This is a genomic window from Colwellia demingiae (genome assembly GCF_007954275.1).
Lineage (GTDB): Bacteria > Pseudomonadota > Gammaproteobacteria > Enterobacterales > Alteromonadaceae > Colwellia > Colwellia demingiae.
The window spans coordinates 562,683-587,824 of sequence record NZ_VOLT01000002.1 but is presented as its reverse complement, the minus strand read 5'-3'; the positions used below and the strand labels follow the sequence as shown (position 1 = coordinate 587,824).

The 25,142-nt window shown below is 34.0% G+C and carries 20 protein-coding genes; 10 read left to right on the top strand and 10 right to left on the bottom strand.

The features are described from left to right. From ESZ36_RS05275 to ESZ36_RS05265, 3 genes are all read right to left on the bottom strand, one after another. Positions 1-579: a polysaccharide deacetylase family protein gene (locus ESZ36_RS05275; RefSeq protein WP_246128996.1), complete on the bottom strand. Its 579-nt coding sequence runs from the start codon at positions 577-579 to the stop codon at positions 1-3. 144 nt (positions 580-723) lie between these two features. After that, positions 724-1,860, bottom strand: a complete 1,137-nt coding sequence (locus ESZ36_RS05270; RefSeq protein WP_146784505.1) for a glycosyltransferase — start codon at positions 1,858-1,860, stop codon at positions 724-726. Continuing rightward, positions 1,850-3,190 (bottom strand): phenylacetate--CoA ligase family protein, encoded by a 1,341-nt coding sequence (locus ESZ36_RS05265; protein WP_146784502.1) that lies wholly within the window; start codon positions 3,188-3,190, stop codon positions 1,850-1,852. The genes ESZ36_RS05270 and ESZ36_RS05265 overlap by 11 nt, the downstream gene beginning before the upstream one ends. 371 nt (positions 3,191-3,561) lie before the next feature. Between ESZ36_RS05265 and ESZ36_RS05260 the strand changes: the two genes are divergently transcribed. The 4 genes from ESZ36_RS05260 (at position 3,562) to ESZ36_RS05245 (ending at position 9,313) form a co-directional block, all read left to right on the top strand. After that, entirely contained in the window at positions 3,562-5,556 is a 1,995-nt protein-coding gene (locus tag ESZ36_RS05260) for an acyltransferase family protein (protein ID WP_146784499.1), read from the top strand. Positions 5,557-5,680: 124 nt separating this feature from the next. Continuing rightward, positions 5,681-6,616 carry a glycosyltransferase family 2 protein gene (locus tag ESZ36_RS05255; RefSeq protein WP_170235775.1) on the top strand — a complete coding sequence of 312 codons (936 nt, stop codon included), beginning with the start codon at positions 5,681-5,683 and terminating at the stop codon, positions 6,614-6,616. A 28-nt stretch (positions 6,617-6,644) separates the two neighbouring features. Beyond that, positions 6,645-8,090: a lipopolysaccharide biosynthesis protein gene (locus ESZ36_RS05250; protein WP_146784493.1), complete on the top strand. Its 1,446-nt coding sequence runs from the start codon at positions 6,645-6,647 to the stop codon at positions 8,088-8,090. A gap of 23 nt (positions 8,091-8,113) precedes the next feature. Further along, complete coding sequence (locus ESZ36_RS05245) at positions 8,114-9,313, top strand: polysaccharide pyruvyl transferase family protein (RefSeq protein ID WP_146784490.1); 1,200 nt, start codon at positions 8,114-8,116, stop codon at positions 9,311-9,313. A gap of 42 nt (positions 9,314-9,355) precedes the next feature. Here ESZ36_RS05245 and ESZ36_RS05240 read toward each other — a convergent pair whose 3' ends face one another. The 3 genes from ESZ36_RS05240 to ESZ36_RS05230 form a co-directional block, all read right to left on the bottom strand. Further along, a complete protein-coding gene (locus ESZ36_RS05240; protein WP_146784487.1) occupies positions 9,356-10,441 on the bottom strand; it encodes an acyltransferase family protein in 1,086 nt (361 codons plus the stop codon). A gap of 82 nt (positions 10,442-10,523) precedes the next feature. Further along, positions 10,524-11,864, bottom strand: a complete 1,341-nt coding sequence (locus tag ESZ36_RS05235; RefSeq protein WP_146784484.1) for an O-antigen ligase family protein — start codon at positions 11,862-11,864, stop codon at positions 10,524-10,526. Positions 11,865-11,965: 101 nt separating this feature from the next. Further along, complete coding sequence (locus tag ESZ36_RS05230; protein ID WP_170235774.1) at positions 11,966-13,027, bottom strand: GNAT family N-acetyltransferase; 1,062 nt, start codon at positions 13,025-13,027, stop codon at positions 11,966-11,968. Between the two features lie 104 nt (positions 13,028-13,131). Here ESZ36_RS05230 and ESZ36_RS05225 point away from each other — a divergent pair, with 104 nt between their 5' ends. Then, entirely contained in the window at positions 13,132-14,397 is a 1,266-nt protein-coding gene (locus tag ESZ36_RS05225; protein ID WP_146784478.1) for a hypothetical protein, read from the top strand. A gap of 219 nt (positions 14,398-14,616) precedes the next feature. On the opposite strand, the gene ESZ36_RS05220 is transcribed toward ESZ36_RS05225, so the two are convergent. The 4 genes from ESZ36_RS05220 to ESZ36_RS05210 all read right to left on the bottom strand — a co-directional run bounded on the left by ESZ36_RS05220 (position 14,617) and on the right by ESZ36_RS05210 (position 19,059). Further along, entirely contained in the window at positions 14,617-15,747 is a 1,131-nt protein-coding gene (locus ESZ36_RS05220; RefSeq protein WP_146784475.1) for a hypothetical protein, read from the bottom strand. 82 nt (positions 15,748-15,829) lie between these two features. Continuing rightward, on the bottom strand, positions 15,830-16,927 hold the full coding sequence (locus tag ESZ36_RS05215) for a glycosyltransferase family 4 protein (protein ID WP_146784472.1): 1,098 nt from the start codon (positions 16,925-16,927) through the stop codon (positions 15,830-15,832). A gap of 641 nt (positions 16,928-17,568) precedes the next feature. Then, positions 17,569-17,727, bottom strand: coding sequence for a glycosyltransferase (locus ESZ36_RS22480; protein WP_170235773.1), 159 nt, complete (start codon positions 17,725-17,727; stop codon positions 17,569-17,571). 225 nt (positions 17,728-17,952) lie between these two features. Further along, positions 17,953-19,059, bottom strand: a complete 1,107-nt coding sequence (locus ESZ36_RS05210; RefSeq protein ID WP_146784468.1) for a glycosyltransferase family 4 protein — start codon at positions 19,057-19,059, stop codon at positions 17,953-17,955. Between the two features lie 115 nt (positions 19,060-19,174). On the opposite strand from ESZ36_RS05210, the gene ESZ36_RS05205 reads away from it, so the two are divergent. The 5 genes from ESZ36_RS05205 to ESZ36_RS05185 are packed head-to-tail and all read left to right on the top strand — an operon-like array spanning position 19,175 to position 24,985. After that, complete coding sequence (locus ESZ36_RS05205) at positions 19,175-20,239, top strand: glycosyltransferase family 4 protein (RefSeq protein ID WP_146784465.1); 1,065 nt, start codon at positions 19,175-19,177, stop codon at positions 20,237-20,239. Further along, positions 20,232-21,221, top strand: a complete 990-nt coding sequence (locus ESZ36_RS05200) for an endonuclease/exonuclease/phosphatase family protein (RefSeq protein WP_170235772.1) — start codon at positions 20,232-20,234, stop codon at positions 21,219-21,221. Before ESZ36_RS05205 ends, ESZ36_RS05200 begins: the two co-directional genes overlap by 8 nt. Further along, a complete protein-coding gene (locus ESZ36_RS05195; protein WP_146784459.1) occupies positions 21,221-22,777 on the top strand; it encodes a hypothetical protein in 1,557 nt (518 codons plus the stop codon). Before ESZ36_RS05200 ends, ESZ36_RS05195 begins: the two co-directional genes overlap by 1 nt. 31 nt (positions 22,778-22,808) lie before the next feature. Further along, complete coding sequence (locus ESZ36_RS05190; RefSeq protein ID WP_146784456.1) at positions 22,809-23,837, top strand: glycosyltransferase family protein; 1,029 nt, start codon at positions 22,809-22,811, stop codon at positions 23,835-23,837. 26 nt (positions 23,838-23,863) lie between these two features. After that, positions 23,864-24,985 carry a hypothetical protein gene (locus tag ESZ36_RS05185; protein ID WP_146784453.1) on the top strand — a complete coding sequence of 374 codons (1,122 nt, stop codon included), beginning with the start codon at positions 23,864-23,866 and terminating at the stop codon, positions 24,983-24,985. Positions 24,986-25,142 lie beyond the last annotated feature (157 nt).

Here is a 25,142-nt window from a genome sequence, read left to right as displayed (position 1 = left end):
TTATTTACACTCCAATGCGTTGAGACTAAAACCTTGAGATTGCCAATGGGGTATTAATATTTTTAAGGCATCAATACAGCGAGAGTTATCATCATGAAATAATATAATATCGCCATTTCTTACTGGGTTATCAATAAAGCGCTTCACAATTTTTTCTGGTTGCTCTTTAAGAAAATCTACAGAGTCACGGCTCCAATGTACTGCCGTCATTTTTAAACGAAATAATTCAAACATCAACCTAATACTCCAGCGCCCTTGGGGTGCTCGAAACAACCGGCAATTTTGTTGGGTAGTTTCTTTAATAAGTTCATTGGTTGCAAATATCTGTTCAAGCATTGCTTCACTGGATAACTTAGTGAAATTAGGGTGGCTGTATGAATGATTTGCAATGGTATGTTTTTGTTCATGTATTTTTTTTAGTAAATTAGGTGATTTGCTAATTCGAGAGCCAATAATAAAAAAAGTAGCCTTTACTTGATATTGTTCAAGTAATTCAAGTAATCCTTCAGTAACACCTTGAACAGGGCCATCGTCAAAAGTTAAATAAAGTGATTTTGATTCTCTTTTTTCATTGATCAAAAATATGCTATTGGGCAATAGCTTAGATCGTATGAAATATTTAATTTTATTTCGCATTAAATTTCGAGTCCGTCGAAAAATGAAACTTTATAAAAACATTGTAACAGTAATTAAACCTTTGCCAATATAACTTTATCTTTCAAATTAGTTATTAACCGACAGTAACTCAATGAGTTGACGTTTATTGTTTTCCCATGTGAATTGATTGCTGTGTTGTTTGATAGTGTCCTTATCCCAAGCTTGATTGAGTATGTCATTTAAGCCATTCTCTACCGCTATTTCACAGCGAGGTTTAATTAACTTGCCACATGTTTTTTCGTCTATTACTTCCGGAATTCCGCCAACTGTTGTTGCTAATACGGGCGTACCACAAGCCATAGCCTCTAAAACAACATTAGGAACCCCCTCGTTATAACTAGGTAACACTAATGCTTTAGCGTGAGTAATCAGTGCGGGTAACTTATTATGTTCAACAGAGCCTAGTAATTGCACTTTATCAGCAATATTGAGTGATTTTGACAATTCAGCAAGACATTTTTTTTCTACGCCAGACCCTGCATAGACAAGATGTAACACAGGATAATTTTCACAGATGTTTGCAAAAGCCTTGATAAGCTCGACGACACCTTTGTCATGCTTTAAATTTCCAACATATAAAAGGTAGTCACCGTTTAATGGCGCTTTTGATTCTACACCGAATTTTTGGTGATCGACGCCATTATAGATAACCGATATTTTTTTTCGCTCAATACCCATAGCAACCATTTCATTTGCTAGTGCTTTTGAAACGGATAAAATACCCGATGCTCTTTCGGCTGCCTTTACTATTTGTTGAGCCCGTGCGGGAATTTTTCCGTGCAGGTTAATATCACTACCGTGAACTTTAAAAAAGAAACGACACCTAAATAACTCACTTAACCAACTTGCGGCAACAGCTTCAGGAAAAGCCCAACTAGCTAATATTATTTTTGGCTTTTTATTAATTAGCCACCAACACGAGTGCATCAAAATAGACAAAAACATAAAGACACTATAAAAACGCCGTCCAACTTTAGGTAAATAAAAATAAGGGACATATCTTAAGTTTTTAGTTTGCTTTATTTCCTTTCTATGAGAAAACCATTCAGGAAAGGCAACCGGAACTAAAATACTTTTGTCAAACTCTTCATCAAGTTGAGCGAATTGCTGACGATTAAAGGTTGCTCTATTAGGTTCCCAAGGGAGTGGAAATAAATTAGTAATTATTACTAAGGACCTTTTATTTATCGTATCAAACTTCACAAATAGTCACTCTATGTTTGCCACTGACCGTTAATGGGATATCTTCAACCAGTTCAAACTTCAAATTAAGTTCATTGGCAGCATATTTATTGATTTCAGCCGTAATGCTGATTTGATCTTCTTTTGAAAACTTCTCGTTGGCGATAATAAAAATATGCACTTCATCGATTTTACTTTGCTTGACTTGAAAGCGAGAAATGCCTTTAAATTCTTTAAATAAATGCGGAAATAATTCTCCAGGAATAGTTTTCCCTGAGGGGGTTTTTATAATGTCTAGTTTTCTTCCGTCTACGCTACTCATTAGAGGTAGGGGATTACCACAACGACATGGTTCATTTATCAGTGTTGCCCTATCACCATTCACATAACGAATGAGAGGCATGCCAAAATTATACAAATCGGTTATAACTAAATCACCACTTTGCTCGGTAACAGATTCACCCTGTTCAGAAAGCGTTTCAATCACTAAATGATCACTATTAGTATGTAACTTTTTATACTCGGTACACTCTGCAGACATTAACATAAATTCTCGACAACCAAAGGTGTCGTAAACATTACAGTTAAAAGCCTTTTCTATTTCAGTACGCTGGAAGTCGTGAAGAGGCTCCGCTCCGGTTAAAATAGTGTCAGGAGAAAAAACAGGCGTATTGTTTTTATTAATATAACAGGCTAGTTCATAAAGTGGGTTAACGTAAGACACTAATGCCTTGGGTTTATAAGTACGGATTTCTTTAACATATTCAATCATATTATTTTTATTCATCGCAAATGAATTGAGCATTTTACGATTATAAAACTTATGGTAGAGATTGGTTTTAATTGTTTTAAAAAGGGTGGGTTCGCCAACATCAGCCCCCCACAAATAAAGTGTTTTTTGTCCTAACCCCGCACCTAACCATCCATAGCCTCGCCACATTATGGCTTCGCGCCTAGTATTACTGTCGGTGTTTAATTCGAAGCTAAACGGTTGACCAGTAGAACCACCGGTAGATTTTTTTATATTATTTGAAAAATTATCAGCTAAAAATTCTTGATAATGTTCGGTGATGTCGGTTTTAGTAACCACGGGCAACTTGGCAAAGTCAGCCAAGCTTTTTATATCGTCAGTATTATGTATGCCAACTTTTGCCCACACTTTGGGGTAAAACTGTGTGTGTTCAAAGCAATGTTTCAATAGTATTTGTAGTGCTTGCCATTGTTGCTCTGCAAGTTGCTCTTTAGATAGCGCTAAATTACTTTCGTAATTTTTAAGGTGAAGCAGTAAATTTTTGCCTTTTATTTTTTCGTAAACAGGCATTAACAAGTGTCGTAAAATAAAAGCGTACATAACTGCTAAAATCCTAAAGTCGAATGAATGAGCATAAGTGCCTTTAATTTAACAAAAAATACAAATGAAAGTAACATTTTTGTAGTATCAACTGGAATATTTTAATAAAGAAGATAACGCATTTATTATATACTTCATCCATAGAATAGAATTGTTTTCTTTTCGTTGAAGTGACAACTGTCATGTTGTTAACCATTTTCTAATTTATCAATGATAAGAATCTATTTGTTTCACAACTTGACACAATATTTGTTTAATCAATCAAAAATCATTACAATTTGTTTTGTAAATAAACACTACGTTCAAATAAATAATTACAAAAATGTAATTGGCCGATGAATCTCATATCTAAAGCTTGAAGGACTCTAGCATTGAATTATAGAAGTGACATAGATGGACTAAGAACCATTGCCGTTTTTTTGGTTATTTTTAATCATGTGGGTTTTAGCTTTTTTACCGGCGGGTTTGTTGGTGTAGATGTTTTTTTTGTTATCTCTGGTTTTCTTATTACCTCCATAATTCATCCTCGTATTCAACAAAAAACGTTTTCGTTTGCATGGTTCATTAGCCGCCGAATTAAACGATTAATGCCTGTTCTGTTTGTTATTATTTTTATCACTATGGGTATTTTTACTCTAGTGATGTTGCCACAAGACCTTGTTAAATTTTATAAAAGCATTATTTGGGTTGTTTTTTATGCGGGTAATATATTCTTCTGGAAAGAGCATGGTGGTTACTTTGATGGGGGCTCACAAGAAGCGCCTTTATTACATACTTGGTCACTTGCCGTTGAAGAACAATATTACTTTATTTGGCCGTTATTATTAGCAGCTGCCTATAGGTATCTAGGGAAAAAAGTCGCTTTATATGCATCCATTGCCTTATGTATTGCTGCAACAGTGTTTTCTCAGTGGGGTACAGAAGTAACTATTGGAGCCGCATATTATTTATTGCCTACTCGCTTTTTTGAGTTACTTGTTGGCTCTTGCCTGGCTTTAATGTGGAACCAGCTCCCTAAAGCTAATCAAATTACAAGTCATATATTATCTATTGTGGGTTTACTTTTAATTATTGTTAGCGCGTTAGTGTTAACTGAACATCATTCTTTTCCTGGGTATAACGCACTTTATCCGGTTATAGGTACCGCCTTAATTATTTATGCTTCTTCAGGGGTAGTAAATAAACTTCTATCTTTAAAACCGATGGTTTTTTCGGGTAATATTTCATATTCACTGTATCTATGGCATTGGCCCATTTTAGTTTTTGCACGATATACCTCAGTTGACTTTACTTTAGTTAACCAAATATCATTTATTCTTTTAACGTATATACTCGCCATTCTATCTTGGCGTTATATAGAACAACCCTTCAGGAATTTTAACGCAGATTCATTCAAAGCCGTTGCTACTAAGCTATATATTGTTCCATCATCAATATTAATAGTATTGATTGGTTTAGGTGTTTTTTTTGATGGATATAAAAACAGATTTCCTACCACAATAGTAGCGATGGAACATGCATTACATACCCACACAAGTAAATCTAGAAAGGCTTGTCATTCACCCTATAGAAATAGCAAAAACCTACCTGAAGATGAATGTATCTTTGGCGAAAACACAAAAAATAAACAGCAAACGAATGTATTTGTTTTTGGTGATTCACATGCCAACCATATGATTCCATTTATTAAAATACTTTCTGGAGATGCTGGTTTGTTAGGTCAAGACTACACCTTAGATCGTTGTTTACCTATATTTGACCTTAAGTGGGGGTCAACGATTCATTTAGCAGAAAAGTGTAAATCACGAAATATATTGGCCGAAAATCATATTCAAGAAAATTCTTTTGATTTTGTTATCATGGCAGCATCGTGGCCTGGTTTTAATACACGTAGAATTTTTAATGATGAGCGTCTAGTAGACAATCAAAAGATTGCTGTTTTATTGCAGTTAAAGCTTACTCAAACAATTAGAGCAATTATTGATTCTGGTGCGACTCCTGTCATGTTTGAAGATATACCCACTTTGCGCGGGAAAAGCCCTAAATGTCCAATAAAACAAAAAGTTTTTAATGAAAAATTAAATTGTGAAATACAGCATGACTCTAATGAGCTATTCAATGAATTAACTACTTCGCTGAAAAGCGAATTTCCACAATTAATTATCATTAGTCCCCATAAATTAATGTGTAGTGGTAATAATTGTTTAATGACCCTAAATGATATCCCATTATATAGAGATGAAGACCATCTTAATGAAATAGGATCGGCTTTATTAGGACGTTTATTCTTAGAAAAAAATTCTAATCCATTTAAAAGTAAGTATTCTAGAAATATAAACAGTTTATCTATGGAAACTATCAAGTAAAACGATTACAGCATTCTATAGTGAAAGGTATTTTATTTTAATTTACCTTTTTCATAATGGTAAGGATAATACTTAACTAAATGCAATGTTTTTGTAAGTTTTAATACAAAAGAAAGGAAGTTTTGTGACTCAATCATTAGTCTCTATTGTTGTACCTGTGTATAACGGTGAGCAATATTTAGCAAAAACCGTTGAATCTATTTTAAACCAAAATTATCAAAATATTGAACTGATTTTAGTTGATGATGGTTCTAGCGACAAATCTGCAGAAATAATGCAGGAATTAGAAAAAAAAGATACCAGAATAAGATCTTTTTATAACCAAAATGGCGGCGTTGCCTGTGCTAGAAACTTTGGTATTAAGCAAGCGAAAGCAGACTTTATTGCTTTTTGTGACCAAGATGACTTATGGCTAGCAACAAAATTGAGCAAACAAATACCCCTCTTCAATAACCCTAAAATAGGTTTAGTTTATTGTGGTGCTATCGCAAAATATGAAATGTATAACAAGCAGTCAAAGCCAAGCTTTGATAATAAATATAAAGGAGATGTTTTTAGTCAGTTAGTAAAACTTAATATGTTTACTTGTTGTACCGCAGTTGCTCGAAAAACTTATTTAGAGCAAGTAGGTGGGTTTGATGACGATAGAGCACTCATGGGCGTTGATGACTGGCATTTATGGCTTAAATTAGCCATGGTTTGCGAATTTGACTATGTTGAAGAGCATCTAGCTGTTCATGTATTTCACGGGGATAATTACTCTTTAAATGATGAAAAAATGCATGAAGCAGAAATTGTTTGTTTAAATAAAATTGAACTTATAGCTAAACAATATGACAAAACGGCAGACTGGGCATTAATAAAGCAGCATTTGCATGTACGTTATGCTAAATCATATATATTTTCAGGTTTTTATAATTTAGCGGGAGATACCTTTATTCGCGCGCACCAAACTAAAAATAATTTACAACTTTATGTTAAAGGCATAGCTTTTAAATTGACTCCAAATATTGTTTGGAAATTATTACAAAATAGCAAACGTATTTTGTTTTCATCATAATGATTGTTATTGGAATTTTTTAGTACATATGACTGACTCATCAAATCTTAAAAACCAAGTACTTCACTCATTAAAATGGGTTGCATTAGGTAAGGTCCTTACTCAAGTGATTCGCTGGGCCATTACCTTTTGGGTAATACGTCTATTATTGCCAGAAGACTATGGCGTTGTTGCCATGGCTGATGTTTTTTTTAGTTTCTTAACCTTATTTATTGGCTCTTTATTCACACCGGCATTAATTCAATCGAAAGAGTTAACTCAAAAAACACTCAAGCAAATATTTGGTATGATTATAATGGTTCATGCCAGTTTATTTGTTTTACAAATAATTATTGCAGATGCTGTTGGTGCTTATTATCAGTCAGATATTGTTGCCAGTATTTTAAAAGTAAATGCTTGGTGTTTTCTCATTCTTGCCTTTGAGATTATTCCCGCGGCACTATTAGCAAGAAACATGGAATTTAAAAAAGTATCCATTATTTCAGCAATAGCAAACATTTCGGCAGCTATTACAACGTTAGTTATGGCTTATTTAGGGTATGGCTTTTGGGCGCTTATTTTTGGTGAAATAGTGTCCATAAGTTTACGAACAGCGATGACCTTATTTATTAGCCCTATAAAATACTTACCCAGCTTTAAATTCTCGGAAATAAGTGCTTTATTAAAATTTGGAGGATTGCTAACTGGGCATGCTACTTTAGCTTATATATTTTTACATATGGATGTGGCGATTGCTGGTCGGTATATGTCGGCAGTTGAAATTGGTTTATTTGCCATCGGTTTGCAATTTGCGCTTATGCCACAAAAAAAATTGTTACCCCTACTTAAGCAAGTCGCTTTTCCTGCATTTTCAAAAATTCAAGATCAACCAGAACGTATTAATAGCTATATCTTGAAAGCTCAAAAGTTTAGCTTATTAATTACGGTGCCTGTTTTTTGGGGGTTAGCCTCGGTAGTTGATTTAATCATACCTATTGTATTGGGCGAAAAGTGGGTTGATGCTGTAATTCCCACCATGATAATTTTATTGGTAATGCCTCTGCGTTTTTGTGAAGAACTTTTTGGACCTGCGTTAAAAAGTCAGCGAAAAGTTAAGCACATGATGATTAACTTATGGATAATGATTGCTATTATGATAGTGAGCATTTTTCTTGGCATTGAGTATGGGGCTACGGGTTTAGCTATGGCTTGGGCATTTGGGTTTCCAGTCGCCTTTATTATTGTGGTTTATCGTAATACGCAGTTATTTAATATTAAATTCAGTACTGTTGCTAGACTATTTATAGCACCCTGTTGTGCTGGTCTGTTGATGTTATTGGCAGTTTTTGGCAGTAAACAATTTTGGGTAGATATTTCATTGGTTAATTTAATCATTCAAATGATTGTCGGGGGAAGTGTGTTTTTATTTCTGCTCTTTATACTTGATAAAAAATCTATTTTTGAGTTAAAAAATATTATAAAATCAAATGATTAATTAAAAATAAGGAAGTTGTAAAGATGAAGCATGATATTATTTTGTACGGAGCTTTTGATCGCCATAATTATGGCGACTTATTGTTCCCGCTCATAATGGAACGTCTAATCTCAAGGGCTTTTCCCGAAAAATCGATTGCTATCGCAGGGTTAATTGATAGCGATCTTTCAGTTTTTGGTGCCCCTAAAACTGAAAGCATCAAAAAAGCCCTTAAAAACAGTAAAGATGATGCAACTATTCTTCTTGCTGTAGGCGATGTTGTAGCTTGTGATTGGCAATCAGCATATGGTTATCTATTACCGACGTTTATTTTTCCTTTTTATGAACGGGTCGCCTGCCGATTTTTTCCTAAGCAGACTGACTATCTTGTGGCAAAAATGGCAGGTTTAACTTCAGAATTGCCTTTTAATCTCAAACAAAAAAATACAGGTCCCGCGAGGAATATTATATATAACTCTGTGGGGGCAACAGGTGTTTCTCGTGTAGTTAACGATGAAGAGATAAAGTCGTTAGGAGAAGCGATGAATGATGCTAAATTTGTTTCTGTTCGTGATACATTTTCTCAAGAACAATTAATAAGGATTGGCTATACGAATTCAGTTCTAGCACCCGATTCAGCAACTATAATGTCTTCAGTAATTTCAATTGAAGAGCTTAATGGAAAATCGAGCCAATCAACGTTACAAATGATTGAAGAATTAAAAGGTGGATACATAGTATTTCAAATATCTCAAGCGCACGTTAGAGGAAAAGAAAAGGTATTTGCTGAAGAGCTAAATAAAATAAGTAAGAGTAATCAACTGCCTATTGTTTTTATTGCTATAGGCAATGCTGCTGGACATAACGATAAAGCGGGAATTGATAAAGTCATTTCATTTCTTGATCCTAACGTAACGTATAAAACTTATTTAACGGGTAATATATTTGATTTGATGAATATTATCCGTAACACATCATGTTATTGCGGCACAAGTCTTCACGGGCTAATTACTTCAATGTCATTCTCGGTGCCGAGAGTCGCTTTATTACCAACTCTCAGAAAACAAATTAATTATATGAAAACATGGGATCTACCTCATATGCCTCACGGAATTCTACCTAACGAATTGGAGAGCTCAATAAATATTGCATTGAGTACTCCTAAAGGTGATCTTGATGAGCTCGCTATAAAACTAACAAATACGTATATGGAAAGTTTTAATAAATTTTCTTCAATATTATAATAAATATTTATCAGCGTAATGTTGCAGTAAAATCTAAATACTCTAAGTGTAACATCGCTTGAGTTTCATGGTTGGCTTTTCAATAAGATGCCATGAAGTTATAGCAAAAATTAATGTTAGTATAAAAGTAGCAAACATCATTTCTAAAGGCTGAATACCAACAAGCGTTATCGCTAATGTTTGTTGGATTGGCCAAGCATATATATAGGTCCCATAAGAGTAATCTCCTACTTTGTTATATTGCAATATTTTCCCTTTTGGTAAATATGCGACACATAATATGATGTATGGGCTAATTAGCGTGAAAAATACGTAAAAAGCATCTTTACTGAATAACAGAGCTATCAAAAGAAAAAGCCCACACCCTAATAAAGCCTGTTTACTTAATACAATGTGATCTTTAATAATATAAAGGCAAGCCCCTAAGAAAAAAGTGGATAAGAATCGAGATGCCTTGCTATAAAACCAATGAACCTCATTATTTATATGATAATGAAAGTGATAAATGGTACTGATTAATGCAATAGCTATAATTGCAAATGGGATAATATTTACTCTAAATTTAAAGTGGGAAGATATTGAAATTAATAAACCTACTCCTAAGAGAACACAGTACATTCTTAGTTCCCAAGGTAACGTCCATAAAGAACCGTTCACACTAGCGTCATAAGGGGCTTGCTCAAAGACGCCGGGTAAGATTTGAAAATCAGTGATGATTATAGTGCTGTTATAAAAAATAAATTTAATGAAATTATTATCAGTAATATATTCATTAAAACTGAGGTTAGATATTATTATGCCTAATGTGGCACAAACTACTGTACAAGCAATGAGAGCAGGGTAGATACGTAGTGCTCTAGCAATAATAAACTGGCGTAAATTATTTCTAAAGCATAAGCTTCGAGTAACCAGTAAACCGCTGGTAATGAAAAATATATTAACGGCTATTTCACCTAAGCTCATCCCCAGTATGTTATTTATTGGTTCAAAGCCTCGTTCACCGAGAGCTAAAGCAAAACTATGACTAAAAATAACAGCCGTAGCAGCTACCATTCTAATTAAGTTGAAATTATTGTTTTTGCTGTCAATAACTGTTGTTAACCGTAACGCTTTTGAATAAGTCAACATGCTTATGTACTATTTAGGTTGTTTCTACTTAAAGCTTAGTCCATACCTGAGAATTATGCAGAAGCATGTAAGTCAATTTCGTTTACAATCCTAATTTTAAAGCAGCATAAACTGCCAGAATAACCACCCAGCAATAGGCCATGCTTCTTATCGCTATTTTTTTATCCATGTACACCTTTAAATGAGGCCTTATTTTTACAAGGCGCACGTGTGAGGCAAGTAACATACCCAAATAGATAAAAAGTAATAATGTAAACATTCTGCTGATAAAGAAACCAGTGATCATAAAGCCAATTAATGACATGAATAAGGTTTTATTTAAGGTTAATTCATTTTGAAAATTTTCATCAACCTCATCGGGTTCAGTAGTAATGTCAACAGTCTCATGTTGGGGCACTTTTCCATTTTTTATGAAAAAATATCCTGTTAATAAGGTAAATGTTAACATTCCTCCCCATAAAGAGTAACCAGGGACGCCTAGCTCTCCTGCGACGTGTATAAACGAATTATGTGCGACTAAGCCGTGTTCTTCAAAAAACTGCCCCATACCCACACCAAATATAGGATTGTCGAGTAGCATCAAAATACCCGCGTACCATGCTTCTAAACGGCCATCAGCCGATGAATCTATATTACTTTGTAAAGAGGCAATGACGGTTGCGGCTATTGGGGCCGAGACTACAGAGGTAATGAGGAGTTTAGGCCCAGCGCTTGTTACAAGAAAATACACAGCCAAAAGCCCGCCTGCCCCCAGAGCTGTACCACGAGAGCCGGTTAAGTAAATACCATATGCAATAGCAGCAAGTGCGCCAAGCATGGTGATTTTTGTCAAGAATTGACCTTTTTTATAAAAATAAATAACAAAGGGGATATTCATCACTAAAAACATCCCTAAATCGTTAGGGTCATTAAAAAAACCTAGGTAAGTTATTCTTCTATCGTCAGGCAATTCTGTGTGGCCAACGGCATGTGTGTCTAATGCCCAACCAAATACTTCAGATTGCTGTACATGGCCATTATGTATCATCAGCATCGCTGCAACTATGCACACAACCATTAAAAGATGCTGGCGTTTTATGCTGGTAATACAGGTGCTATATAGAAAAAGGGGGATAATGGAACTAATAAATAATCGTTGTGCTTGTTCTATTCCATACATGCCTGAGCCATTTAAAAAACCTGATATGGCAATAAGCGGTATTAAGCCTAGTAGCATCCAATGTTGTGGGTAAAGTTTTAGAGGGCGTTGTGAAGCAAGAGTTGCGATTAAGGCGATAATGGCAAAAACCTTAATGGTAACCCACTCTATACTGGTTAGAAACATCTCGTGTGGGCGTATCAGTACGGATGCGGTATATAGTACTAAAAAAAAGAAGGCAAAAGGTGAGTTTTGCTCAGTTGCTTTTTGCGGCAGATGAACCATGTTCTGAAAACGTCCTTTTATAATTTGAATTTAGAGCCTAATATATTTAGGTGTATTTTAATATGTTTTTAGCTAATTAAGAATCTTGTTAAACTGTTTATTCAAAAGATCTTATTTAATACTTTATTTAAAAAAACTTTTTTAGGATTACTGTTGATTTTTATATTGGTCATAGGAGTTTGTTCACATCCAAATTTTTTTTTATAACTGTCGTTTATACCTCCCATCATAAAATCGTAATAGCGTTTGTTATTATTTCTTATGCTCCATAAATGAAGAATCAAACCGGGTGATAGGTGTGAGTACCCGCCTTCATTCCAACCAGATTGATAAAAATATAATGTTGTAGAGTCTGAAAAATAATAATGGATGGCTATAGGTTCATCGTTAACCCATATTGCGCTCATAGCAACATTTTCTGGCGATTTATCTCGAAATTTAGCATGAGATTTATTAAACTCATCGCTACAAAAAGCGCCCTTTTTATTTTTACCGAGCCACCTTTGTTGGTGAAAATCTTTCATTAACTGCCAATAGTGGTCAAAGTCTCCTTGCTTTACCCATGATATTTTACCGTCAATTTTATTTAGTTGGTTTAACCCTCGACGGTAACGTGAACGCATGTTTTTGGACAAGTTTTCAGCTGACCAGTTTGAACCATCAACTACATACCTTGTTCCTTCAACCATTTGTGAATAATTATATGCATTCAATAAAAGCGTATTTATGTGGCTGTCTAAAAGAATCGCTCTCCAGATGATTTGATCAACATTTATTGTTTTAAGTATTTTGGCTAGTTCGGTTAATGCCTGGTCTGAAAATTCAGGTAATATTAAAATGTCATTATATTCCGATGAAATTTCTGAGCATTCGGGCTCACCTTGTCCTAGTGGATATAATTTTTTAATTCCCCATATAGTTTTAGCTGGTTGAATATAAAATGGAGCTAGAACAACTAATTTTCCATCACAACGTGCTGTAACGAGATAAAGTTGCCATTCACTTTGCCAGTATTGTTCTGTCCAATTAAGTAACCAATATGGTGAATTAAAAAGGGAAGAATGGGCTACTACATTATTTAATAAGTCCCATTCTTCTGAAAAAAGTGCTAATTTGTTAACATCACTTATTATACTCCATTTCAAGGGGGATTCATTATCCATGGTGACGTCTATCATTTTAGTTTTTATAGCCTTCTATGTCGTCTTAATGTTAGAAAAATTTTGTGTAATGTCCAAGTTATAATTAAAAAATTTATAGGGAAATTATGCATATTGAAAATATTATGGTTGTTTATGAAAATGACCACATTAATGTTTCTGCTCAAATAGGGCCTTATCCATTATGGTTCAAATTCAACAACGATTTTTTAATTGATCCTAATGACGCAACTTGTTTTTTGAGTAATGCTTTGATACCTGCAATGCTACTTGGAGAAGATATTGTTGTATCACCACAATACCATGTATCGCAAAAACTTTTGAAACATATAACTAAAATTCAAGACGTTTTTAACTTTTGGAATCCGATATTTAAAAAAATTAATATTACCGCCACAAGTAAAATTTTAAACAATGACGCTGCAGGTTGTGGATCTTTTTTTTCGGGAGGAGTTGATGGTAGCTATACATTATTGAAGTATAAAAAAGAAATTGAATATCTGATATTGATAAATGGTTTTGATTTTAATATGGATACAGATACTTGGAAAGCAATGGTTACCCGAACAAAAAAAACAGCAACATTAACTAATAAACAGCTAATTACAGTTGAAACTAATTTTAAGGAATTTACCTCTAATTTTGGTCTGTCAAGGTTTTCAAATTTTGGCAGTAATTTAGCTAGTATTTCTCAATTGCTAAATTTAAAACGATGTTTTATTAGTGCTGCTGATACATTCGATCATTTATTTCCTAGTGGTTCTCATGTTCAGTTAGATTATTTATGGTCAACAGAAACATGCAAAATCGAACATGTTGGTCTAGAAGCTAATCGAAAAGATAAATTATTTTTGATTAAAAACGAACCGAATGTATTAGCTAATTTATGGGTGTGTTGGGAAGATCCTAAGGTAAATTGTGGAAAATGTTCGAAATGTATTAGAACTTTTGTATCACTTTTGTTATGTAATATTGATGATTTCCCTTTTCAACAGCCAATTTTGATAAAAGATGTTAGCAATATGATTATTAATGGCAGTGAGGAGTTATTATTTGTTGAACAATTCTTTTTAGAAGCTAAAAAGCAAAATATTAAAGCACTTACATGGCAACTTGCAAAGTTAATATTTAAATTGAAGAGCAAGTTATTTTTAAAGGATATGGATCGCTATTTGTTTAATTCAGTTTTTGAAAATTGGAAACGTCGAAAAATTGCAATAAGTGATGATATGATAGGTATTAGCGTTCTACCAAGATATACAGACCATTATGTTTGTGAAGAAGTAAAACTAAATCATCTGAAGCAAAAATGCCACAAGAGTCAGGTCGGTATCGGAACTATATTTATAGAAGCTAAAACGAGTTCTTTGTAGGCTTTGTTTTAGGTGAGAATTTAAACTCAATAATAAAGTGCCGGTTTCTAATTGGTACTTTTAATTATTTGCCTAATAGACAAGTAAAAAAATTGGCTATATTACAACTTAAAAAATCTACGGTTTTCGATTATCTTTGGTGAGGTATTAACGTTGTCTTACTGCTTATTTATAAACGTTATTGAGACAACGACCTGAAAAATACCAATCAGGTTCGGTTTAAAGTTTTTGTTTGATATTTTTTAAAAAACCATTGAAAAATAAGTGGTCTACATGGTTCCAAAGGCCTCTTAGTTCATAATTTCTTTTTATTTTGTTTAACACTTTAATTAATACATGATCGTTTATTTTTATTGCTTCTTCTAAATTCTCTTCAATAAACTCCATATCATGCACATTATATATTTTTATTTTAGATAATTTAATCTTAACAAGCTGATCCGTTAGCGTTTGAAAAGTAGAAGTTTGTAATTTTAATACTCTTAAATTAGTCATGGTCCTTAAGCATTTTTCACAATTACCGCAATTATAACCATTGTCGTGCCAACAAACGCGCAATATGTTTAGAGCATTTTCATTTTTGGATATTTGTTTTAGTTTGTTAACCCTAGTTGATTCAGCTCCATCATGAATTATTTGAGTAAAACCATTACCCCAAAGGTGATCGGTAATAAAATTAGAACCTTCAGGGTGCATGCTTCCGTAAGTTACCCCTGAAGCGATATAACATTTCTTTGCTCCTGCGGCTAAAGCTATACTGGACAACCCACCACCAAAACAAGCACTCCAACCGACCCCATATTGGTGTCCTAAAAATCTTACGTTGGTTTCAAAAGGTATAACTTCCTTCCCTTCTTTATTTAAGAAGTCTTTGTTTTTTGATAGTGCCTTATTATAAAGATCATCACTCGATAATTGCATATCAATACCTTTTGCAAAGAGTAAGTAGTTAATTTCTTTTTTATGTTTTAAATAGGTAAAAGTGCCATCTACTCCGCCTGAAAAAAATGATATGGTTTTGTCCCAACCTGCTAACGTCTTAGTTTTTTTACCACCTTTAATTTTGATGATACTTAATTTATGACCAAGGTATTTCTCCCATGAAGAGAATATGACTTGTAGCTTTTCAATGTTTTCAAGAAGCTCGATAGAAACAGGGATATCTTCATCAATAATAATATCACTTCCTAATTTCATTGATGGGATTAAACACGCAGCAATAAAGGCATCTGCTCTGATCTCTGGTATTATTTCTTTTGGAAATTTATACCATAAATTAAAATCATCAATTTGAGCAGAGATTAAATTATGATCTTCACTTTGTTGTAGTTGGATATTACTTATTATCATGAACCTGACCTTCTTTATTGTTAGTTAATAATAGAAATGTCTGACCTGCAATTAATATCTTTAGTATCTATTTCAAGATAACTCATAGGTGTGTTTTAGCGCTTTTATAAAGAATTTTAATGTATAATTCTACGTATTCATCTGTCATTCTATCGATTGAAAAATATTCAAGTCCATCATTTCCCACATTCAATAAACTTTTATATTTTTTGCTGTCTTTTGATAAATTGACAATACTTTGTGATATCAATTCTGGAGTTAAACCTAATAAAGGAATACCTCCTTTACCTACTGTTTCAGGTAACCCTCCTCTATTTGCATATAGGATTGGTAGGTTAAAGCTTCTCGCTTCAAGCGCAACTAGAGGACAAGCCTCTTGGACTACTGTAGGTATAACTTGAAAATCTGCGTTGGCATAATATTTACTGGGGTCTACTTGGTAACCATGAAATATTATATTATTGGTTAATTGCTTTGAAACAGTGAATGACTTTAACTCATTTAGTAAAGCACCCCCTCCAACCACATGAAGTTTCAAATCGTTTTTATGATGTTGATTGACTAATATATCAAATGCTTTAATTAAGTTCCAAATACCTTTTTTAGGATCCAATCTTCCTACATATAAAGCTATTTTAGCTTCACTACTGTTTGATGTACTATTGGAACCTTCTAATTTAATTCCATTATGTATTCTTATTACATTATTTCCATAGAGTAATTTATTTCTGTTCGATACAGCGTCAGAAACAGCTATTACCTTCTTCGGCATTAATTTCAACTTCCTTAAAAATATTCGTAAAAATTTCTTCCACTTTTTTGGTGTGCCGTCACCTAATCTATGCTCAGTGATAACCCAAATTCTCTTTGTCGAAAATAAAGTTAACAGGTAAAGCTTTAAAGGAGGGTAATAGGAATGGGTATGAAAAATAACATTGTCGTAATCCTTGGCTAAATAATAAATTTCTAATAACCAAGCCCAGCTATTTGGTTTTACTAAATTTTGTTCTGATATAGGGTAAATACTATTTTCAGTAAAATCTCTATAAAAGCACTTATGATCTATGTGCTTATCATTAAGTTTAATTGTTATCTGATGTGGGAAGTCATCCCACCAACTAAATGAACCACTAGGAGTATTTAAAAATGAAAAAACAGCTAAAGATTTCTTTTTACTCATGGTTTATTTTCCTTTGTAATAATTTATAACTAAATCTTTTTATTCTCATAAAAGTTTATCGCTTCTTCATTTTGATTTTTAATAGAATCCCAAACTGCTTTTATTAGGGTTTTTATTTTTGCAAAAACGAGTGTTATTTGATTCGAAAGACTAATCGGAATATGCAGCCAGCGACAGTATAAGAATACTCTTATTCTAAATACCCAATGGTACATGGCTTGTTCGGCATAAAATTTATAGCTCCAGCGCTGTTCAAATAATCGAGATGCCTGTCAAGTCAGTAATTTATCCCATCTAAAGAACAATAATTTCATATCATCTAATTCCATTCTTGTGCCTAAATTATCAAAGAGCACAACAGAATTTGGTTGAGAGAAAACTTTATAGCCTAATTTTCTAAGTAGATGGTAATATCAATGTGTTCACGTATGACCATTTTTGGTAATTCAATTTCGTTTAGTATTTTAGTGTTAAATAATACGCCGTGAAGTTCAAACATTTCTGAGGGGACAACATTTTTGGGAATATCTTCAGTTAATGCTCTTCTAAAATGTTTTTCTTCAATAAGGTATTCACTGCCTTCTACACTTAATATTTTTATTTCATTAGTAAATAAGTGATTTCGTAATGGAGCACTAAGGTCAACACCTACTTTTTAACGTTAACGGGTTAACAATAGCAATGGTCTCATCTGATTCTATAACCTCTAAAAGAGGTGGCAACCAGCCCTCCGTTACATTTGAGTCATTATCTAGAAACATAGCGTAAGGTGTTGTTATCTCTTTACGAATATTACGCATTGCTTCCATGAGGATGATCAAACCCATTTCAATTAATTCAGCGTTTTCTTTATCTGTCAGTAAAGCGATTAGCTGCCGCTTAATATGTTTAGGGTAAGCTAAATCTAATACTTTTAAAAAGAAGGGCTCTTTAGTTAATGCATTCTATTACGCCAGAATATCTATCACGTTGGGGGTGTTACTATGGTTACTTTTACGTCTTTCATTATGAAATACCCTACTAAATTATGTATTTTTGATACGCTGAAATATTTTTATATATTGATCAATCATATGTGTAAGAGAAAAATTGGTAGAAACCCGCTTAAAGCCACTTTCACCGTATTTTGCACGTAATACTTTAGAGTTAACAAGTGTTGCTATAGCAATTGATAATTTTTCAGGAGCCGCAGGAGGGACTAGTATTCCGGTTTCATCAGAAATAATGATTTCTTTAATACCGCCAACAGCGGTTGCTATTACAGGTTTTGCTTTGGCTCCTGCTTCAACAAAAACTAATCCGAAAGCCTCTTCAATTGAAGGTTGAATAAAAATGTCACAAGCTTCGATCCAGGTTGGCGCGTTATTAATCTGGCCGAGAAAAGTAATATAGTGATTAATATCGAGTGCAGCTGTTAGATCTATCAGTGCTTTCTTTTCAGCAGAAGTGCCATCACCAGCAATATATAAGTGTAAATTAGGATTGTCTTTAGTTAAATTTGCTAAGGCTTTAAGAGTATCTTGATGTCCCTTGATTGGGCCTAAGTGCCCAATGCTTAACAGTGCTATTTCGTTATCTGGAATATGTAGTTCATTACGGGCGCTCTTAATTGAAGCTTCATTGGGTTTCTCACCAATATGAGCCCCACCATGAACTACTTCACATTTGGTTTTGGGTAACTGCAAATTGTTGGTTAGTAATGAAAGACGATCATGTGAAACAGCAATATAAAAGGATGCAAAAAAGGTAATTAATTTATTGACCACATTAGGCTGATACTTTGATAAATCTGAACGATGAAAAGTTGCCACAGTTCTTACACCATAGGTAAAACCGGCGATACTTGCGTACAGTTGACTAAACTCACAATGCGTGTGAATAAGATTGATATTATTTATTTTAATTATTTTTCTTATTTGAAAAACAAGCTTCCAGTTAATTCCTGGAGTTTTGTGTAGCACTGCTAAGTTGGGAATGCTAACCCAAGATTCGGGTTCGGAAAGACATAGCGGAACGATAAAAATTTTTTGTGCTCTTAATCCCGAAACTGTATCGGTAAAGCGAGTCGTTCTCCCTCCTTTTTCTAAACTTTGTACAACTTCCAATACTCTTAATTGAGTAGGTAATGTCATTTTATTTCCTTGACTCACGTCATTATTTTTTACAATGTTCGTATCAAAAATATTGAAACTCAATTATCATTTATACTAACCATTAATATATCTTATTTAGTTGTAGAAGTTAACTATGAAAAGTAGGTGTGTAAAAATTCAAGTGGCTCATATTGTTGCTAGCTTAAACATTGGTGGAGCTGAGCGTTTTGTTATTGATTTATGTAGTGTTCAAAAAAAATTAGATATAAAGCCTGCTATTATTTCATTAGGAAATCCTGATGAGCCTTTAGTGGGTGAGTGTAAAGTGAATAGAATACCTGTCGCTAGTTATGGTGGCGGTTCGTTAATTAAGGTTTTTCGTGTTTTCCTTGTTTTGCTAAAATTTGATGTTATTCATATACATTCGCCTCATGCGTTGAAATTTTTAAATTTATTATTGCCCTTTTTGAATAAAAAAATCATTTATACTCGTCACGGAGCCGCGCCTTTAACAGCAAAACATTGGTTAGATTTACATGTGAAAGCCAATAAATATGTTGATGCAATTACTTTTGTTTCTCAAGAGGGGTTGAACAACTTTCAGGCAAAGCACAAATGGCATAATACCCCTAGTTTAGTTATCGACAATGGTGTCATTATTTCGCCTGTTGCTAAAAAGCGTAGTGAGAATTTACGTATTGGCTCTGTTGGCAGAATGATTCCACTGAAGCATCAAATTAGTCTATTAAATGCAGCTCAGTGTTTACCTGTAAAATCACAAAGCAATATTGTTTTACACTTTTTTGGTGATGGCGAATGTTTAAGCCTATTAAAACAGTTTCACCAAAATAGTATTGCCAATGTTGAGGTGAATTTTCATGGCATGGTTAATGATAGAGAGCTTATTTATTCAAATATAGATGTTTTGGTTGTAACTTCTGAAACTGAGGGCTTGTCTATGGTGATTATTGAAGCCATGGCAAATAGAATACCTGTTATTGCAACCGATGTTGGTGGTAACCCTAAATTAGTTATTAATGAACAAACAGGCTGGCTGTTTAGCTATAACGATGATAAAAAGTTGTCTGAACATATTCAGTGTTTTATCGATAACTGCCAGTTAGTTACAGAATATGGTGATAATGCTTTCAAGTACATAAGTGCTAATTTCTCAATAGAGTCTGCCGCAAAAAAATATGGTCAGCTTTATAATGTTTAACTTGAAAAAATGGATAACTATTTATTTTTTTATTTGTATTATTGCCTGCATTGTCGTTACTTTACTGCCGTGGTGGCCAACCTTAAATGTATTAATAATACCTAAATATGTATTGTTATTCGGTCCCCGTTGGTTGTTGCTGCTGTTAGTGTTACCCATTGTCTTTGTTTGGCGCATGTTATCGACAAAACAAAAAGCAGTTTACCCTCTGTTGATTTTATGCTCTTTTAATTACCTTGATTTTCAGTTACCTAAACTTTGGCATTACTTTGCTGCCGACAATGTTACTGTTGATGAGCTTAAAGTGGTTAGCTATAATATTGGTGGTGGTGGATCGCAAAAAGAACTGAAATTATTGGTGAAAGATATCAAACCCGATATTTTACTTTTACAAGAAGCTAGTCGCATAGATTTAACCAAATTATCTCCTGATGACTATGTTGGTGAATGTATTTCAGGTTTATGTATTTTAAGTAAATATCCCTTTACCCGAACACGTACTTTAGGCCGAAAATTGTTCGGTGGCTGGGGGAAGTTCGCAGCCTTTTATCATATTGCCACACCAAGTGGGCAACTCTCATTAGCGAATATTCATTTAGAAACCCCACGCTCGGTATTGATGGGGGTTATTTATAGATATTTTGATCAGGTGTTTGCTGAGAAAATAGAAGAGAATCGCCAGTTTGAAGTTGACTTGATAAACGTATGGGCAACAAATAATCAACAAAACACAGTGATTGTTGGTGATTTTAACATGCCAGGAGATGAAAATTTATTTCGCCAAAGTTTTAGCGATTTACATGATGCTGTGGAAGTAAAAGGCTTTGGTTATAACGATACCAAGTATACGTCTTGGTTTGGTGTTAGGATTGACCATGTTTTATACACACCTGACATGTATTTGGTTGATGTTGAAGTATTCAAGTTATTAAAAGGCGATCATCAACCTTTAATGGCGATATTGCGAATGAGTAAGCAGTAATGATAAAACTAATTTTTCGGCTTGTTTTATTCTATCTTTTAGTTTTGTCATTAAACAGTTTTGGTGCTCAAACTGATTCATTGGTAAATATTGAACTTGAGCCGAAAATCGCAAAACAAATAGCAACAATTAAATTAACTCGATTGTTACTCCCTGTACCTAAAGAGCTTATTTCTAATGACGCTACGCTACAATTGATTGCTGGCATTGAAAAAATACAAGCTAAATTTTCCATAGTGAATGCTTGGCCTAAAACCGATAAAGTTAGCAGCGATAATTATATACGTTTATTATTAATTGAAGTTGAACAACAAACCCTTGCTTCTAAAAATTTAACTCTTTACTGGCACAATCATCAAAAAAATCAGCTTACTCTTACTAATGAGACTTATTTAAACCAAGTAGATGTTACTTTGATTTTTCCAACGCAGAGTTGGTTAGCACAGGCATTGTTATTGCATCCAGAATATAATCAAGATGATCATGATTGGTACATAGAACCCCAAAAAAAATATGCTTATTATTTTACAAATCAAGATCTATTAAGTAAGAAAGGCTATCCGGCTAATAAAGCAGGGCAATGGTTATATGATCGCCCGCAAGCTATTTTTCAACTGTTTATCATGAGTGGCGAACAACATTGGTTAACAGAGGGAAATAGACTGTCTTCTTTTTATCAACAACACATTGATGAAGAAGGGCTGTTTACGTTAAAAAAACGCTTTGATGTTAAATATTCGATGCCCAAAGGGTTACTTTATGATTTTTTACTCTCTGGAAGTGGTGAAGCTAAAAATGCGCTTAAAAAAATATATCAAGCCTCTTTAGCTTGGGATGAAAATTACAGCTCAAGACGTGGGTTTTGGACTGAGCGTAACCAAGCCGCGGCATTAAATACTGCGGTTTCTTATTGGGAAGTATCTAACGATGAAGCGGCATTAGTCCGTATAAATAATATTATCGATGCCACGGTAGAAATGACTTTTAATCCACAAGATGATTGGCAACTAAGAGGCTGCCCGCAGCATAGCTTTAAATCTCATGAGGGATGGGGAGATAATTCACCTGCTTGCTCTCCATGGATGATGGCGTTACTAGGGGATGCTTTGTGGCGATACTATCTATTAACAAATGATAAACGGGCGGCGGCATTAATTGATGCTTTCGGTGATTTTGTTCTAAACTATGGTTTGTTCTATGGCGATAAGCGTGTGAAAAATATTGTTATTCCTAAATATATTGTTGCTATAGAAAACTCAGAACAAGAAGAATTAAATCAATGGACTGATCCCCAACATGCATGTGATGTCGCGGGATTATTAGGGAAGTCTACTTATGTAAAAGAAGCATCTGGCCGAGATGGTTTTATGATGAAAACGTTATTTTCTGCTTTGCTTGAGCAATGTCAGCAGAGTTATGTTAGATTTATAAAAGAGAAAAACAAAAAACAAAATAAACCCTATTGGTCCTTAAAACCCCCAAGGCGCTTTGGCTGGATGTACTCTACTACCAGTGATTTACCTTGGTTAAACAGTTTACTGGGCGCCCAATTTTGAATAGGAAATGTAAAAAGAAAGGAATTCAAATATGACACAAAAAAAAGTGACTATTGTAATCTCTCCCAGAGATCGATTTAGCGGTTTATCTGAGTGCATCGATCTTGTTTATCGATATACCGATGAAAATTTATTTGACCTTGTTATTTTAGATCTAGGGTACCCAAAGTCGGAATTATCAAAAGCACAAAAAAGCATCTCTGGTAAGTCAAACGCTAGTATATTGTCTTATGGTTTAATGATACCAATGGAAGGTCTTTTAAAGGTCCAAGGGGAAATAAAAACACCTTTTACTTTTCTACTTGATAATGATTCAAGAGTATCTGAAAACTGGTTACCACCATTAATTGAAACTGGCGAAAACACTGGCGCAGCAGTTATTGCTCCTTTAATTTTAGAAACCGGTGGTGTAGATGGTGCTTATACTCGTAATCACTCATTTAATGTTGAAATTAGAGTTGTTGATGTTGAAGGTATTCCTTATTTACTTGAACATAAACTTTATCGTCGTGAATTGCCTGAAAACATGCCAACTGAAATTCAACCAACACATGCATTTGAGCTCCATGGTGTGATGTTTAGAACAGATGCTTTTGATAATATCGAATTACCGTACATGACTATACGGGAACATTTAGATATTGGCATGCAACTAACGGCTAAAGGCGAGCTTTTATTTTCTGAACCCAAATCAATAATCTATTTTGATAACCTAGGTACTAGAGGGGAGTTAAATGATCTTAAATATTTTAACTACCGCTGGAACGCTAAAATTGGTAAATATTCCCATGAATTATTCGAGAAGCGTTGGGGCTATAAATGGTATGGTGAACAAGCAATTTATTTTTGGTGCATACGTCGTAGAATATATATGTTACTGCGATGGCTGTATATCCCTATACCAGCAGCAAACTTTATTGACCGTGTGGCAAGTGGCCTTAAAAGACGTATTTCGCCTATCTGGGATCCAATTAGCAACCCTAATGAAGTCTCTACGTTGCTTTATGATAGGTTAGAAGACAAAAAGGCTGTGCCATTAAGTCATGATATAAAATTATAATAAGCGATATGAATGGAAGCTGGAAAATGAAAATAAGAAATGGTGCGTGCCTAGTTTGTTTTTTTTTATTATTTGCTTGTTCTGAAAGTGATGATTTTTTAATAAATAAAGTAAATGAAGAAAGTGCTAATCAATCTTATAGAGAAAATTTTGAAAGCTTCCCTTTTTCTGATATTCCAGCGTGGCGTGTTGATGCTGCAAAATACGAGGGTCCCTATTCTGAGTCGGGAGAATATTATCAACAACAAAATATTCTTCCGCCTGAAGCTTATAGAAATACTATTTCAATAGGTGAAGGGAATTGGTTAACGGCAGAGATTTATACTCGTACTGAAGATCCGATTCTATTGGATTATTTAGATGTTGTGTCAGATCCTATGGATGCAAGTAACCAGGTATTAAAAATATCAACCCCCGATCATACCGATGGCGTGGTTCTCCGATCTAAAAAACCTTTACCGCCAAAATATCGTATTAGTTTAAAAATAGGTTTTGCTAATTATGGTAATGAAAGTAAGCTTAATGGTTACAGCAAGGGTGATGAAAATGCGGGACCTTGGCGTAAAATGTCGAGTGTGGGTCACAATGGGTTTTATTGGTTAGCTATACTGGATAAACCACCTAAGCCACATAACAATATTTGGATTCATCATCATCGTAAATTTGTTATCGATAGTTGGAACAGGAAAAATTTTAATAACTCGGTAAATGTTATTGCGCTTGATGGAAAAAGTGAAACTCATCAAGCTTTTGGAAAAAAATTTATTAGCTACCTTGATAATAAATGGCAACATATTTCTGATGTACCTATGGATTCTTATCTCGACAATGAATGGTATACGGTGACGTTTGTTAGAACCGCACTTTTTTATCAATTTTCAATCACAGGGAATTTTAAAAATGGGGGGCTTACAACCTATAAAGATACAATCAATATTAGAAAGAATTGTGTGTTTCACTACAATCAAACGGTTGAAGAGCTAGATCCTGCTTGTGCTGATAATAGAAAGCAAAGCTTTTTAGAAAAAGACTTTATTTCCTGGCCTAAAGACAGTGCTTATCCTGAATACTTTATGCTAGGTGAACCGCATATTAACTATTATGAAGGAAATTTTTTAGTTGATGATATTACTTTAGAGGTTTTATAAAAATAAGGAGGACTCTATTTTAGAGCCTCTCCACCGATTGGTCATTATTTCGAACAATACTGCTCTTTAATTCAATCTTGATAACTACCGTCAATCACGCTTTGCCACCATTATTCATTATTACCGCCAATATTATAGTTTTCACCAACACGATCTT